The sequence below is a fragment of the Synechococcus sp. MU1655 genome, assembly GCF_023630655.1.
GTDB lineage: Bacteria > Cyanobacteriota > Cyanobacteriia > PCC-6307 > Cyanobiaceae > Synechococcus_C.
The window spans coordinates 1-13,280 of sequence record NZ_JAKUHK010000027.1 but is presented as its reverse complement, the minus strand read 5'-3'; the positions used below and the strand labels follow the sequence as shown (position 1 = coordinate 13,280).

Here is a 13,280-nt window from a genome sequence, read left to right as displayed (position 1 = left end):
TATTTCCAAGCGTTGGTGACAACTTCATCTACAAGCCAGAGCCTTTGAAGATCGAGCCAATAGGATTGTTTAATCAACCACAGGCTTTTCAACGGTGTCGGGATCAAATGGCTCCCCAAGGGATCTGAAGTCAGGTGGAAGCCTCAGTGGCTCTGTCCGCGTGCCAGGCGATAAATCTATTTCCCATCGAGCTTTGCTTTTCGGTGCCATTGCAGAGGGCAGAACCACCATTGAGGGCCTCTTGCCAGCAGAGGATCCGATTAGTACTGCAGCCTGTCTGCGCTCGATGGGGACAACGATTTCGCCTATTCAGAATGGTGAAATTGTGACCATTGAGGGGGTTGGTCTTGATGGTTTAGAAGAACCTTCGGAAATTCTTGATTGTGGGAATTCTGGAACCACAATGAGGTTGATGCTGGGTCTCCTCGCTGGCCGAGAGGGGCGTCATTTCGTTTTGACTGGTGACTCTTCTCTCCGTCGCCGGCCGATGAACAGGGTTGGACAGCCGCTTTCCCTTTTAGGGGCGGATGTGCGTGGTCGGGATCATGGAAATTTGGCTCCGCTTGCTGTTCAAGGTCAACGGTTGAGGGGGGCTGTGGTTGGGACACCCGTTGCCAGCGCTCAAGTGAAATCTGCCATTCTGCTTGCGGCTCTGACTGCAGAAGGGTCAACGAGTGTGATCGAACCAGCTCATTCCCGTGATCACAGTGAACGCATGCTTAGAGCTTTTGGTGCTGACCTTGAAGTGGGTGGTGAGATGGGTAGGCATATTTTGGTGCGTCCAGGCGCCACGCTGAAGGGACAGCATGTTGTGGTGCCAGGAGATATCAGTTCTGCTGCCTTCTGGCTTGTGGCTGGTGCCCTTGTTCCTGGGGCCAGGATTACGGTTGAAAATGTTGGTTTGAATCCCACCCGCACGGGAATTCTTGAAGTGTTGGAGATGATGGGAGCTTCCATTGACGTGTTGAATCGCCGCGATGTTGCGGGTGAACCTGTCGGTGATCTTCAGGTGAGTCATGGACCTCTCAAGGCCTTTCAGTTTGGAGAAGAAATCATGCCGCGCTTGGTGGATGAAGTCCCAATCCTGAGTGTTGCAGCCTGTTTTTGTGATGGAGAAAGTCGGATTAGCGGTGCAGCAGAGCTCCGTGTCAAAGAAACGGATCGACTGGCTGTGATGGCTCGGCAACTCAAAGCGATGGGTGCTGACATTGATGAACATCCTGATGGCCTCACGATTCGAGGTGGTCACTCCCTGAAAGGTGCTGAATTGGATAGTGAGACCGACCATCGTGTTGCGATGAGCCTTGCTGTTGCTGGTTTAATGGCCGAGGGTGGTTCAAGGCTTAGCCGCAGTGAAGCTGCAGCTGTGAGTTATCCCTCCTTTTGGGACGATCTTGAGAGATTGCGTCGCTGATTGTTCTGTGCTGAGTGCGCGCTTCACGGCAGACGGCAGCTTCAGTCTGCATAGCCACCGTTTTGCTGAGAGCTTCCATAGTTCTGACGGTGCCCTTGAAGAAGCCAACAGCAAGTTTGTGTTGCCCGCCCAGCTCGATCGCTTTACTAGCGGCAGTTGTTTACGTGTTTTAGATGTTTGTTTCGGGTTGGGTTACAACACGGCCGCATTGATGGCAGCCCTGCCAATTGCTGGCACTCCAGCCTTGAACTGTTGGGGGTTAGAACTCGATCGATTGCCTTTGCTCTTTGCCCTCGCTGAGCCGAGTTTTAAAGCCCTTTGGCCTAAGAATGTTGTGGCTTGCTTAGAAGCCGTTTCTGCTAAGGGAACTTGGCAGGATGCGTACCGCCAGCAGTCGGTTCAGATGCTCTGGGGTGACGCACGTCAGCAGCTCAACTCCTTACCAACGGGTTTGCGTTTTGATTTGATTTTTCTGGACGCCTTTTCGCCTGGAAAATGTCCCCAGCTCTGGAGTGAGGAATTTCTGCAGAGCCTTGCAGATTTGCTTGCACCGGGTGGACGGTTGTTGACCTATTGCAGAGCAGCAGCAGTGCGAAGCAGTTTGCGCCATGCCGGACTTGAGTTGCGCTCGCTCCTTCCCAAGCCAGGAGAAGGTGCAGGGTGGAGTTCTGGAACGATGGCGTTGCGACTCAGCAACGATGATGATCAACCTTTGCCTGAAATGGGTGCTGGTTGGCGTGAGCTAACCGTGATGGAGGAAGAGCATCTGCAGACGCGTGCTGGTGTCCCCTACCGAGACCCTTCAGGCAGTGATGAGGCCGCTTTGATTTTGAAGCGCCGCCAGCATGAACAGGCTTTAGGCCATCACACCAGTACCAGTGCTTGGCAGCGAAAGTGGCAGAGTGTTGAATTCCGGCCTCCATGCTGAGGAATTGGGAGGCTTCACTTTGCGCAATCTTTTGATCGTTGTTGCTTCAACGTGTTTGCTGACTACCACTCCATCCATCGCGATGCCTGCTCTCGGTGATCTTGAGATCAAGTTGCGCGGAGAGGCCCAAGGTTGGTTGAATGCCACCTGCACCTATTACGGCCTGGGTTGGCTCCAACCCGATCAGGGTCGTCAGGCTTTAAAGCGTTTGATGCTTTTAATGACCGCCCATCAACTTGGCAATCTGGATGTGGAGCAAGTGAAGTCAGTCGCATTAGCTCGAGATCCAGCATGTCATGCGATATGGCCTGAATCGATCGATGAAAATTAATCCATCTTTAGCAAGTGACAGCTCGTTGTGAGTCTTTCTCACGGAACGATGCATTGAACTCTGAGATTGTCTTTACAGCCGCCAACAATGCTTGGAAATTGTTTTGTCAGCGGTTTGTTGTTTGGCTCACCAGCGAATACTTGCATCTGCAACGTTCATGAGCGGAGGGGTTACGTTGAACTCTTCGCGTAGTTTTTTCAGGGGAATGGTGGCCATTTCAATGTGATCAATCGTGCTGAAATCTTGGTTGCACTTTGATCCCCTTGCAAATGCGTCAGCCAACATTTCAGGAGCACCCTTCAAGGTCATCACACCGCGTTCTCCATCAAGGCCATCAAATGGATCTCCATTGGCTCCGACGGGTTCGTATTGAGCGCTATGTCCAGGTTTGAACACTCCGGCTTCATGGATTAAAAAATTAGTCATGGATGCCATCCAATTAGCATCACAATCGTTCATGCTCAATTTGAAAGCTCCTAAGCAAATTTCTCCAATACCTGTGGGTTCGTAGCCAGTGATCACATGGTTCATGTCATGGCATACATAATAGCCTGGGTTGATTGATGTTCGGCTGGGCAAGCGCATTCCATTGCGCTCGTAGAAGTTGAAAAATTCCCTACCCAAGCTACCCTCACTCATGCTGGAAAATGCATCTAGTGTTTTAAAAAACGATTCGTCATATTGGCGGCTGCCTTCGTGGTTAAAAGTCTCTACCCCATGCTTCTCCTGCAGGGCTAAAAAGTATTGCTCGTAGCGCCTGATGTAATCAGTAGTTGCTTCAAGTGCGGACGAGTCGATCATTGTTCTGCAAACCGTTAAAGCATCTCCACCGAGGCCAAGCAATTCGGCTGATGATTCCAGTTTGCTCAGTTGTAGATGTGATTTTGGATGTCTGCAGAGTTCAAGCATGATCGCGAATTGGATGTAGCGTCTTCGCGTCAATGGCTCAACCACTGCCTTGCCTAATGTCTGCTGGCTGATGGGTTGGAGGTTGTTATAAGTCTCGAGTGGAATGTTAAAGATTCCGAGTGCGAACGCTTTGAGAACACTCAATTGCTCTTTCGTGCCGTAATCGCCGCAGTCGATCAGGTCTTTAAGGCCGGCAATGAATATTTCGCAATCCAGATTTTTTTGCATTTCTTGTCTGTGTTTTGTTTAAATTTAACATGTTTTCGCTACGTTGTTTTGTGTTTGAGTCTTCTCTGTTTCGGTTGGGTGGTGGCTATGAACTTTCGGTGTTTTTTAATCCAGACTCTTTGTTTGTTGTGTGGAATTCATCACTGACTTCGCTGCGTGATTGTGATCTCTCATTGTTCACAGGTTTGCAGATTGTGATTCATTTAGATTCCTGCGTCTGTTTGAGCTTTGAGAGTTAGTCCTTGGTCTTGATGTCGTAGGCCTAGCGGCGCTGGAGGTGCCGGCACAGCTCTTGTCTCGATCCCCAAGTTTCTTGTGGTGATCTGGCTGCAGCAGTTCAGTGTTGACCTGTTCCCAGAGTGTGGTTTCGCCGGTAGATTTCGCCGGTCTCGCACTCGTCTCATGCTCGCTGTTGCCGTTCTTGCTGCTGGGAAAGGCACCCGCATGAAAAGTGCGCTACCCAAGGTTCTGCAACCCTTGGCCGGCGCCACCTTGGTGGAACGCGTGCTCGCTAGTGCCCGTAATCTCGCGCCGGAGCGCCGGTTGTTGATCGTTGGCCATCAGGCTGAGCGGGTAGAAGCACAGCTCAGCTCCAATGGCGGGCTCGAATTCGTGTTGCAACAGCCGCAGAACGGAACAGGGCATGCTGTTCAGCAGTTGTTGGCTCCTCTCAAGGGTTTTCAGGGTGATTTGTTAGTGCTGAATGGTGATGTCCCACTGTTGCGAGCAGAGACGATCGATGCACTCGTGAGGACTCACCGCAACAGCAAGGCGGATGTGACCTTGTTAACAGCAAGGCTCGACGATCCCACTGGCTATGGCCGTGTCTTTGCGGATGACCAGGGTCGGGTGAGCGGAATCATTGAACATCGAGATTGCAGCGATGAGCAACGGGTCAACAATCTCACGAATGCTGGAATCTATTGCTTCAACTGGGGAAAACTTGCTGAGGTTTTGCCGAAATTGAGCACCGATAACGATCAGGGCGAGCTTTACCTCACTGACACGGTTCAGCTTTTAGATGTGGCGATGCAGATGGAGGTGAGTGATCCTGATGAAGTGAATGGAATCAACAACCGCAGACAACTGGCTCAGTGTGAGGCCGTTTTGCAACAGCGGTTGCGTGATCACTGGATGGATGAGGGTGTGACCTTCGTGGACCCTGCCAGTTGCACCCTCAGTGAAGACTGCAGCTTTGGCTCTGATGTGGTGATCGAACCACAAACCCATCTGCGTGGCGCCTGCCGGATTGGAGATAACTGCCGTTTAGGTCCAGGTAGCTTGTTGGACAATGCACAACTCGGGTGTGATGTCACGGTTGTGCAATCCGTCGTGCGCGATGCACGCGTTGGTCATGATGTTGCCATTGGTCCCTTCGCCCACATCCGACCGGCTACACACGTTGGTGATTCCTGCAAGATTGGAAATTTTGTTGAAATTAAAAAAAGTGTGATCGCTGCTGGAAGCAAGGTGAATCACCTCAGCTACATCGGTGATGCGGAATTAGGTGCCAATGTGAATGTAGGAGCTGGCACGATTACAGCCAACTTTGATGGCACGAATAAGCATCTCACCGTGATTGGTGAGGGCAGTAAAACGGGGGCCAATTCTGTTTTGGTTGCTCCTGTTGTAATCGGAAAACATGTCACGATCGGAGCAGGATCCACAATTACTAAAGCTGTTCCTGATGGTTCCCTGGCGATCGGCCGTGCGAAGCAACTCACCAAGGAAGGATGGGACCGCAACACTAAGCCTGCTCAATCTTGAGCACTGGTTTGTTGATGGCTGAGCTAAATCAACAGACTTTTTTCACAGCATGGCCTTGGCCTTCCTTTATCGATGCGTAAGCGTGGGGCATCAGGTTGTTAGTCCCATGACTGATTACAAGCGTTTTACTGTTCGCTATCGCGATGCCAGTAGTGATTACCAAGAAGAATGCTTTTATGCAGCCGATGCCTTTGAAGCGCGGGTTTTGGCAATGGAGAAAATTCGCTATATCCACGATCATCCCCATGCGATCGATTTGATCCGCTGCGAAGACCAGGCGAATGCGCTGAGAGCCGCCTGATCTAAAGCTGTGGCAGTAACGGCAGCAAGCGTTCCAGTGCAATTCCGCGACTGGCTTTCATGAGCACGGTATCTCCAGGCCTGAGCCACTCGATCAGAGGCTCTGCAGCCTGTTCCGGGGTTTCCACCTGTCGAAAACGAGGCCATTTTGAACTGGCATCGGCCATGGCCTTGGCCTCCAAGCCGGTGGTCACGGTCACCAGTCCATCCAGGTTCAAGGTTGCGGCATGGTCGATGACCGCTTTATGCAAGCGAACACTGTCTGCTCCGAGCTCCAGCATCGTGCCGAGTACTGCAAAACGTCGACCTGGCTGAGCCGCCAGGAGATCCAACGCCGCAAATACGGCTTCCGGTGATGCGTTGTATGTCTCATCAAGAATCGTCAATGCGCCGATTTGCCGTCGGCGATTGCGACCCCCTGGTACTTCAACCTCGAGCTGTTCCAGGTCTGAGGGTTCAACCCCGAGGGCGTGAGCGACGGCGATTGCCAACAGGAAATTGCGTGCATTGTGCCTCCCTTCCAGGGGGCAGTTGTAGGAGTGATCTCCCAGGCTGATGCGACCAGTCAGCGGGTTGTACTCGCCGAGATCATCAGCGACATGCGTGGTGGTGTTGTCATCGTCGATGAGTGCAACACGTCGCACTCGACCACTCCAGCATTGGGCCAGGGCTGCATCCAAGAGAGGGTCTCCAGCTGGAATGACAACAAGGCCATCGGGTGAGAGGGCAGCTGTGATTTCACACTTGGCTGCGGCAATCGCCTCGCGACTGCCTAAGCGACCAATATGCGCCGTGCCGATATTGGTGATCACAGCAATATCTGGTTCAGCACAACGCGATAAGCGTTCAATTTCACCGGGTCCTCGCATTCCCATCTCCACCACGACAGCGGCGTGCTGCTCGTCTACCCCGAGCAATGTGAGCGGCACACCAACGTCGTTGTTGTTGTTGCCAACACTGGCTTGGACGGCGCCAAGGGGTGCCAGTGCGGCACGAATCAGCTCTCTTGTGGTGGTCTTACCGGCGGAGCCGGTTACGGCTACAACAGCGCTGTTGAGGTTGCGTCGCACCAAGCAGGCCATCTGTTGGTAGGCCTTGAGCGTGTCGTCCACGGTCCAGTGCAACAGATTCCGAGGTATTGGGATCTCGCTATCACGGGCTACAACGGCTGCCTGGATGCCTTGTTCAGTGGCAGATGCGAGGAAGCGATGGCCATCAAAGCGCTCACCGCGCAGCGGCACAAAAAAGTCATCTGGAGTGAGCAGTCGGCTATCTGTGCAGACAGGGCCCAAGCGTTGTTGGAGGTTGGGCACGGCGCCATCAGCCCGTTGCGGTGGCCCCCAGAGCGAAACGAGATCAGCCAGATCCAGCACTATCAAACCCTCTTTGGATCGAACACGATCATGCCCCCACCAATTCTGGCGGGTCGTGCCAACAGCTCTTGGTGTGCATTCACGAGACGCAAATCGGCGTAACCCTGTTCTTCCAGTCGGTTCCACCAGGTGTCTGCCAGTTGTTGGCGTTGATCTGGAGAGTGTTGCAGCCAAGCGGCAGCATCGATTTGCAGAATCACAGCATTCCGCTCCGGTTGCGGTTGGGCCGAAACAATCAGAGCTGATCCCTGGCTGTTCTGTGTGTTGCCTTCTTCAACCAGAAGGTCCAGGAGAGGATTCACGCGCAACTCACCTGACTCCGTTTCTGCGGAGGGCAGTTCGTGATTCTTGCTGACAGGCGTTGGGGCTTCCTCAGCCGCTATGAGCTTGTCTGACTCCTTTGGCCTGCTGCTGTTTTGCTCGGTTGGGGCCTCCGCCAGTCCTTGGTTGTTGAGATCGGCTTCGACGCTGGTGGTGATGGGTAGAGGACGAGCTTCCGGAAAGGCGGTGGTGCGGACGCGCTCCACCTCTGGCGGTGAGGGTGGCGATTGGCCTTGAAGGGCCTGACGCAGTTGAATCCCGCCCAGGATCAGCACGGCGAGGCTGAACCCCAGCAGCGCAGGCCAAAACAGTGCTGCCCATTGTTTGGGCCAGAACGCTGGAACCGAAAGATCTCCCTCGCGGTTTCGTCGCCAGATCTCTTGGCTGCGCAGACGGACATCAGCGCTAACGGCCTTCACGTCTTGGATTAGGGCCTTCCACGGGCTGTTGTAAGGAGCCGGTAGGTCGCTTTGTTTGTCAGAGGACTGCGGTTGGAAGGAATCCTGCATTCGAGGTTGCCTGCAGCATCAGCGTCGCTGACCACCAAACAGTCTGGCCAGGGGGTTGCGTGTGTCGTCGGCTCCCTTGGACAGGTTTTCGCTGGGTTGTTCAGAGGGACTGGTTGGGGCTCCATGTTGGCCTTGGGCCAAGGAGGGATCGGCATCCTGCCCCTGGGAAAACTGTTCCACAGCAGCAGCATCCGGGCCTGGCTCCTTGAGACCAGAGACCTCACGGTACATCTGGTCGTATTCCAGAGCGGATCGGGCCCAGCTGTAGTCCTGCCGCATGCCCCTTCGCTGGAGTTCGCGCCAGCTGTCTTGATGGCGGAAGGCTTCCCAGGAGCGCACAAGGGCGGTGAAGAAGTCCACGGGATCGAAACGATCGAAGCAGAAGCCAGTGCCGCTGTCCTGCCCTGGATCGTGGGGTGGAACCGTATCGACCAGACCACCAACCTTTCTCACCACGGGCACGCATCCATAGCGCATGGCGAGCAATTGACTGATGCCACAGGGCTCAAAACGACTGGGCATCAGGAAGGCGTCACTGCCGGCGTAAATCAAGCGTGAGAGGTCGTCGTCGTAGGTGAGGAACACGGACACGCGGCCTGGATGGCGGGAGGCCATCTGCCACAGACCGGACTCCAAGCCGCGATCACCGGTGCCGAGCACCACGATCTGGGTGTCGGTATAAGCGAGTAGGCGATCCGCCACTTGCAACAGCAGGTCGACGCCTTTTTGATCGACCAGACGGCTCACCATGCCCAGCAGATAGGCATCAGTTCTGACTTCAAGACCCATCCGTTCCTGCAGCACCTGTTTGTTGCGGGCGCGACCCGACAAATCATCGGCACTGAAGGTGGCGGGCAAGGCTCGATCGGTAGCTGGATTCCAGGCCTCCAGATCAATCCCGTTAAGGATGCCGCGCAGCTTGCCGGAGATGTAATTGAGCAACCCATCAAGCTTTTCGCCGTATTCCGAGGTGCGGATCTCTCTGGAATAGGTGGGTGACACCGCATTCACGCCATCGGCATAGAGCAGGGCGGCAGCCATGGTGTGGTCGCCTTGCATGTACCAAGGGCACCAGGTCATCCGATCCAGCTTCCAGCGCCAGGGGCCCTGGTATTTGAGGTTGTGGATCGTGTAAACGGTGCTGATCTCTGGATCCTGGTGCATCCACACCGGAATCATCCCGGTGTGCCAGTCATGGCAATGGAGAACGTTGGGTTTCCAGACGTTCCAGGAAAATTCAGCTGCAGCGCTGGCAAAAAAGGTGAAACGCCAATCTTCATCTTCTCCGCCATAAATCCGTTCTGGGTCAAAGACGGGGTGACCAACCAGGTAGATGGTGAGTCCATTGCTGGGATGACGGGTTTCAAAAACCGCAAACTCCGTTCCCATGGTCTGGCCTCGCCAGATCGGTTCAGCAGGGATCTCCAATCGAGACCAGAGCTTGCCGTATCCCGGCATGATCAAGCGCACGTCGTGCCCCAGAGCCTTCAGTGCAGGGGGTAGGGAGCCGACCACATCGCCCATCCCACCGACTTTCACCATGGGGGCGCATTCGGCGGCGGCAAACAGCACGCGCATGGACGATCAAACCTGCTAAGCCGCGAGACTGTAGACGCATAACCGCCTTGTGATCGCTTTCAAGGGAGCACGGTCACCTGTGTCCCCACCCTGACGAGATCGAACACCTCCTGTACGTTCTCCTCATACAAACGCACGCAGCCATGGGAAACGGCCCGGCCAACCGTCCAGCGATAGGGGGTGCCGTGGAACCCTGCCACGGTGCAGCCGTTGATATCCAGGTATTGCTCGCCGTCCCATCCCGAGCGTCCATTGCAGTCGCGATAGAAGCCAATCCAGCGTGATCCCAGCGGGTTTTTTGTGCTTTCAGCTTCCACAAGATCACCGCTCACCGGATGGGTCCACACCGGCTCTTTCACCTTTTCAAACACCCGGAAGCGTCCGGCAGGGGTCTCCCAACCTGTGGTGCCCACCGCCGCTGGAAACCGGCGTGTCATCCGGCCATCTCTCAAAACCAGGAGTTGATGGTGCTTGCGGTCGAGCACGAGCTGCAAACCCTTGCGCTCCATCACATCGCTCGGAACACGGGCTAGTGAAGCGGCATCGCTCAATGGGATCGCCAGGGGCGGGATCGGATCGGATTTGCGTTTTGGAACCTCCTCTGGAGCCTCCACCAAAATCTCGCCCTTTATCTCTCTTTGACGGTCTTCCCCAATCTCTTGCGCCGCTGCAATGCCGGCTCCTCCAACCCCTACTCCACCAACGAGGCTCAGCAGCGAGGCCGCTAGCAGCGAAGTACGCAGGCCCAATGTCGGAGCTTGCTTTGGACAACGCATCAGAGGAGGCGAGACTGACCCCTATTTTTTAGCGACTTCAGGGGCTATGGCAGCCATGGCGTGTCGGAAAAATCAGGATTGCGTTTTTCCAGAAAGGCATTGCGGCCCTCCTGGCCCTCCTCGGTTCGATAAAAAAGATGGGTGGCTTGTCCTGCTAACTCCTGGATGCCAGCCAAGCCATCGGTTTCTGCATTGAAAGCTGCTTTCAGGCAGCGAATCGCTGTGGGACTGTGCTGCAACACCTCCCTGGCCCAACGCACCCCTTCGGCCTCTAAGGCATCAAGGGGAACCACGGCATTGACGAGTCCCATCAGAAGGGCCTCTTCAGCTCCGTATTGACGGCAGAGGAACCAGATCTCCTTGGCTTTGCGTTGCCCCACCACGCGGGCCAAGTAGCCGGCCCCGAAGCCGCCATCAAAACTGCCAACCCGCGGTCCGGTTTGACCAAAAAGAGCGTTCTCTGCCGCCAGGCTGAGGTCGCAGAGCAGGTGCAGGACCTGACCTCCGCCGATTGCATAACCCGCCACCAGGGCGATCACCACCTTGGGCAGGCTGCGAATGATGCGCTGAAGGTCGAGCACGTTGAGGCGTGGCAGGCCTGTTTCGTCGAGATAGCCCCCATCTCCGCGCACGCTTTGATCGCCGCCGGCGCAAAAGGCATAACCCCCATCGGCAGCAGGACCTACACCAGTGAGCAGCACCACTCCGATACGGCTGTCATCGCGGATCCGGGCAAACGCATCACAAAGTTCTGAAACCGTGCGAGGCCGGAAGGCATTGCGCTTGGTGGGTCGATTGATCGCTAAACGGGCGATGCCCTCATCAGATCGATCCAGGAGCACATCCTCGTAGTTCCCCCATGGATGCCAGTTCACTCCGCTGGATCCTGGGAGCACCTGTCGGATGACGGGCTCTGGCATGGCGATCAGGAAAGGCTTTTGCTCAGTTGTAACGCCTTACGCAGATTCCGGCGAAGCTGGGCATCGTTGCTGCGATCGGTGCAGACCCGCAGGAGAGCTGGTCCAGCACGGCCCAACCCCCATTCCAAAGCGGTGGGGAGATCGTCGAGGCAGGCGAGCTGACGCACGGGAATGGAATGGGCTGCGGCGAGAGCCAGTGGGTCCACCTGTTGGGGCATCGCAAACAGCTGGTTAAAGCCATCGCTGGGGGACGTTTTGATCGGCAGCTGTTCAAAAATGCCGCCTCCGGCGTTGTCGATCAACAGCACCAATAAGGGCAGCTGGGCTGCGCTGGCCAGGAGCCAGCCGTTGCTGCCATGCAAAAGCGCTAAGTCACCTGTGATCAGCATCGTTGGACCGAGCTCGGCCGCGATGCCCAGGGCCAGGGAGAGGGTGCCATCAATGCCAGAGGCTCCCCGAAAGCTGAAACAGCGTCTCCGGCCGATATCGCTTGCGGCAAAGGCTTGCCAATCGCGCACCGGGCTGCTTGCTGCCAGCATCACGGGCAGCTCTGCTGGCAAGAGCTGCCCTAAGGAGAGCATCAACGCGGGTTCGTTGGCGGCTCCCCGCGTTGGCAGAAGCTCACAGAGGTGATGTTGCAGATCACGATCTGCCTTGCTCCAGGCCTCCAGGAGCGCCCCTCCATGAGCTTCAACGTTCTGATTTGTTGCGTTAACAGCCCGCAGCTTGGGCTTGACCTGGTTCCACCATTGCGCCAGGCCGCCGCTCCATTGCTCGGCGATATCAAGGGGATCGAGCGGGCGGGGATCTCCTTCTGTGATCAGGAGTTGGGGGCCCTGTTGGTCGGCAAGCCAGGCCTCGAGGCGACGACTGGCAGGCATCGAGCCCAGCCGAAGCACCTGGGCGTTTGCTGGCAGCTGGCTCAAGCCGTTGGGAAGCAGCAGATCCCAAGAGCGAATGACGCCTCCTAACTGGCTCGGAACCGCCGCGAGGGGATCGGCGAGCACGGGCCAGCCACAGCGCTCCTGCCAGGCGATTAAGGCGGCTTGATAGGCCTCAAGCGTGCCGCTCAGGCCTCGCCAGGGTCCGGCAACGATGACACCGGGTTGATCGGGGTCGAGGGCTGGTGCCGCGAACTGGCTGGTGGGCTTCCACAACTCTTGGTTGTGGGTGATGGCCACGGACTTTGCACTGTTCCATTGCCTCCAAAACGCGTTCTGCTGATCCAGATCAGGGTGCAGGGGTTCCTCAAAGGGGAGATTGAGATGGACAGGTCCGGGCGGCTGATGCAGATGCCTCCAGGCGTTCTCAGCAAGGGCTTGCAGCTCGTGATCCAGCCCTGCGCTAAGGCCATCCAAGGGCCCTGATCCGTACCAGCGGCACACCGAGGTCAGGAAGGATTCCTGATTCACGGTTTGATTCGCTCCTCTGTTTTTGAGCCTTAGGGGGCGATCCGCGCTGATCAGCAGCAGTGGCTGGCTTGAGCGATCCGCCTCTACGGCGGCGGGCAACAGGTTGGCCACCGCCGTTCCGGAGGTGGTGATCACGGCCGTGGCAATCCCAGAGGCGCTGGATCGACCCAGGGCATAAAACCCAGCAGATCGTTCATCGATTGCTGTGTTGAGCGTGATCAGCCCAGCGCGCATTAAGCCTGCTGCGGCAAGGGCTAACGGGCCGGATCGACTCCCAGGACACAGCACCACATGGCGCAGACCCTGTTGCTGGAGGGTCTGAAGCAACAGGACAGCGGCCTGCAGATTGGCGAGGGCCTGCGTCAGGGAAGAGGCGATGGCTAATGCGATCCTCGGCTAACGCAGAACCTGCCATGGCAACCACTCCCAACTCAGAACCCAAGCGCAACAGTTGGAAAGGTCTGCTGTTGTGGGTGTTGTTGGCCCTTTTTCTGCGATGGCAGGTGATCGAGCC

Annotated in this window: 12 protein-coding genes; 5 read left to right on the top strand and 7 right to left on the bottom strand. The window is 55.9% G+C overall.

Going from position 1 to position 13,280, the window contains the following annotated elements:
- Positions 1 to 94 precede the first annotated feature (94 nt).
- From aroA to NCN04_RS02540, 3 genes are read left to right on the top strand one after another with little or no spacing between them, the layout of a single operon-like run.
- On the top strand, positions 95 to 1,414 hold the full coding sequence (gene aroA, locus NCN04_RS02550) for a 3-phosphoshikimate 1-carboxyvinyltransferase (protein ID WP_250395094.1): 1,320 nt from the start codon (positions 95 to 97) through the stop codon (positions 1,412 to 1,414).
- Between the two features lie 7 nt (positions 1,415 to 1,421).
- Complete coding sequence (locus NCN04_RS02545; RefSeq protein ID WP_250395093.1) at positions 1,422 to 2,342, top strand: tRNA (5-methylaminomethyl-2-thiouridine)(34)-methyltransferase MnmD; 921 nt, start codon at positions 1,422 to 1,424, stop codon at positions 2,340 to 2,342.
- Positions 2,320 to 2,673: a hypothetical protein gene (locus NCN04_RS02540; RefSeq protein WP_250395092.1), complete on the top strand. Its 354-nt coding sequence runs from the start codon at positions 2,320 to 2,322 to the stop codon at positions 2,671 to 2,673. Before NCN04_RS02545 ends, NCN04_RS02540 begins: the two co-directional genes overlap by 23 nt.
- A gap of 126 nt (positions 2,674 to 2,799) precedes the next feature.
- Here NCN04_RS02540 and NCN04_RS02535 read toward each other — a convergent pair whose 3' ends face one another.
- Positions 2,800 to 3,810 (bottom strand): ubiquinone biosynthesis protein COQ4, encoded by a 1,011-nt coding sequence (locus tag NCN04_RS02535; protein ID WP_250395091.1) that lies wholly within the window; start codon positions 3,808 to 3,810, stop codon positions 2,800 to 2,802.
- Between the two features lie 402 nt (positions 3,811 to 4,212).
- Here NCN04_RS02535 and glmU point away from each other — a divergent pair, with 402 nt between their 5' ends.
- A complete protein-coding gene (gene glmU, locus NCN04_RS02530) occupies positions 4,213 to 5,577 on the top strand; it encodes a bifunctional UDP-N-acetylglucosamine diphosphorylase/glucosamine-1-phosphate N-acetyltransferase GlmU (RefSeq protein WP_250395090.1) in 1,365 nt (454 codons plus the stop codon).
- 106 nt (positions 5,578 to 5,683) lie between these two features.
- Complete coding sequence (locus tag NCN04_RS02525) at positions 5,684 to 5,878, top strand: DUF8647 family protein (protein ID WP_250395089.1); 195 nt, start codon at positions 5,684 to 5,686, stop codon at positions 5,876 to 5,878.
- Between the two features lies 1 nt (position 5,879).
- Here NCN04_RS02525 and NCN04_RS02520 read toward each other — a convergent pair whose 3' ends face one another.
- Genes NCN04_RS02520 through menD form a run of 6 tightly spaced genes read right to left on the bottom strand, consistent with a single transcriptional unit; the run spans position 5,880 to position 13,093 of the window.
- Positions 5,880 to 7,253 (bottom strand): UDP-N-acetylmuramoyl-tripeptide--D-alanyl-D-alanine ligase, encoded by a 1,374-nt coding sequence (locus NCN04_RS02520; RefSeq protein WP_502988741.1) that lies wholly within the window; start codon positions 7,251 to 7,253, stop codon positions 5,880 to 5,882.
- Positions 7,253 to 8,080, bottom strand: a complete 828-nt coding sequence (locus NCN04_RS02515; RefSeq protein ID WP_250395087.1) for a hypothetical protein — start codon at positions 8,078 to 8,080, stop codon at positions 7,253 to 7,255. The genes NCN04_RS02520 and NCN04_RS02515 overlap by 1 nt, the downstream gene beginning before the upstream one ends.
- 18 nt (positions 8,081 to 8,098) lie before the next feature.
- Positions 8,099 to 9,658, bottom strand: a complete 1,560-nt coding sequence (gene glgA, locus NCN04_RS02510; RefSeq protein WP_250395086.1) for a glycogen synthase GlgA — start codon at positions 9,656 to 9,658, stop codon at positions 8,099 to 8,101.
- Positions 9,659 to 9,717: 59 nt separating this feature from the next.
- The gene (locus NCN04_RS02505; RefSeq protein ID WP_250395085.1) at positions 9,718 to 10,434 is read right to left on the bottom strand and encodes a L,D-transpeptidase; all 717 of its coding nucleotides are present in this window, start codon (positions 10,432 to 10,434) and stop codon (positions 9,718 to 9,720) included.
- Between the two features lie 44 nt (positions 10,435 to 10,478).
- Positions 10,479 to 11,354, bottom strand: coding sequence for a 1,4-dihydroxy-2-naphthoyl-CoA synthase (gene menB / locus NCN04_RS02500; protein ID WP_250395084.1), 876 nt, complete (start codon positions 11,352 to 11,354; stop codon positions 10,479 to 10,481).
- Between the two features lie 5 nt (positions 11,355 to 11,359).
- Positions 11,360 to 13,093, bottom strand: a complete 1,734-nt coding sequence (menD, locus tag NCN04_RS02495; RefSeq protein WP_250395083.1) for a 2-succinyl-5-enolpyruvyl-6-hydroxy-3-cyclohexene-1-carboxylic-acid synthase — start codon at positions 13,091 to 13,093, stop codon at positions 11,360 to 11,362.
- Positions 13,094 to 13,280 lie beyond the last annotated feature (187 nt).

What these genes read in the sequence shown, in the direction of transcription:
- NCN04_RS02535 (WP_250395091.1), bottom strand. Translation starts at nt 3,810, where the DNA reads ATGCAAAAAAATCTGGATTGCGAAATATTCATTGCCGGCCTTAAAGAC.
- glmU (WP_250395090.1), top strand. Translation starts at nt 4,213, where the DNA reads ATGCTCGCTGTTGCCGTTCTTGCTGCTGGGAAAGGCACCCGCATGAAA.
- NCN04_RS02525 (WP_250395089.1), top strand. Translation starts at nt 5,684, where the DNA reads ATGACTGATTACAAGCGTTTTACTGTTCGCTATCGCGATGCCAGTAGT.
- NCN04_RS02515 (WP_250395087.1), bottom strand. Translation starts at nt 8,080, where the DNA reads ATGCAGGATTCCTTCCAACCGCAGTCCTCTGACAAACAAAGCGACCTA.
- glgA (WP_250395086.1), bottom strand. Translation starts at nt 9,658, where the DNA reads ATGCGCGTGCTGTTTGCCGCCGCCGAATGCGCCCCCATGGTGAAAGTC.
- NCN04_RS02505 (WP_250395085.1), bottom strand. Translation starts at nt 10,434, where the DNA reads ATGCGTTGTCCAAAGCAAGCTCCGACATTGGGCCTGCGTACTTCGCTG.
- menB (WP_250395084.1), bottom strand. Translation starts at nt 11,354, where the DNA reads ATGCCAGAGCCCGTCATCCGACAGGTGCTCCCAGGATCCAGCGGAGTG.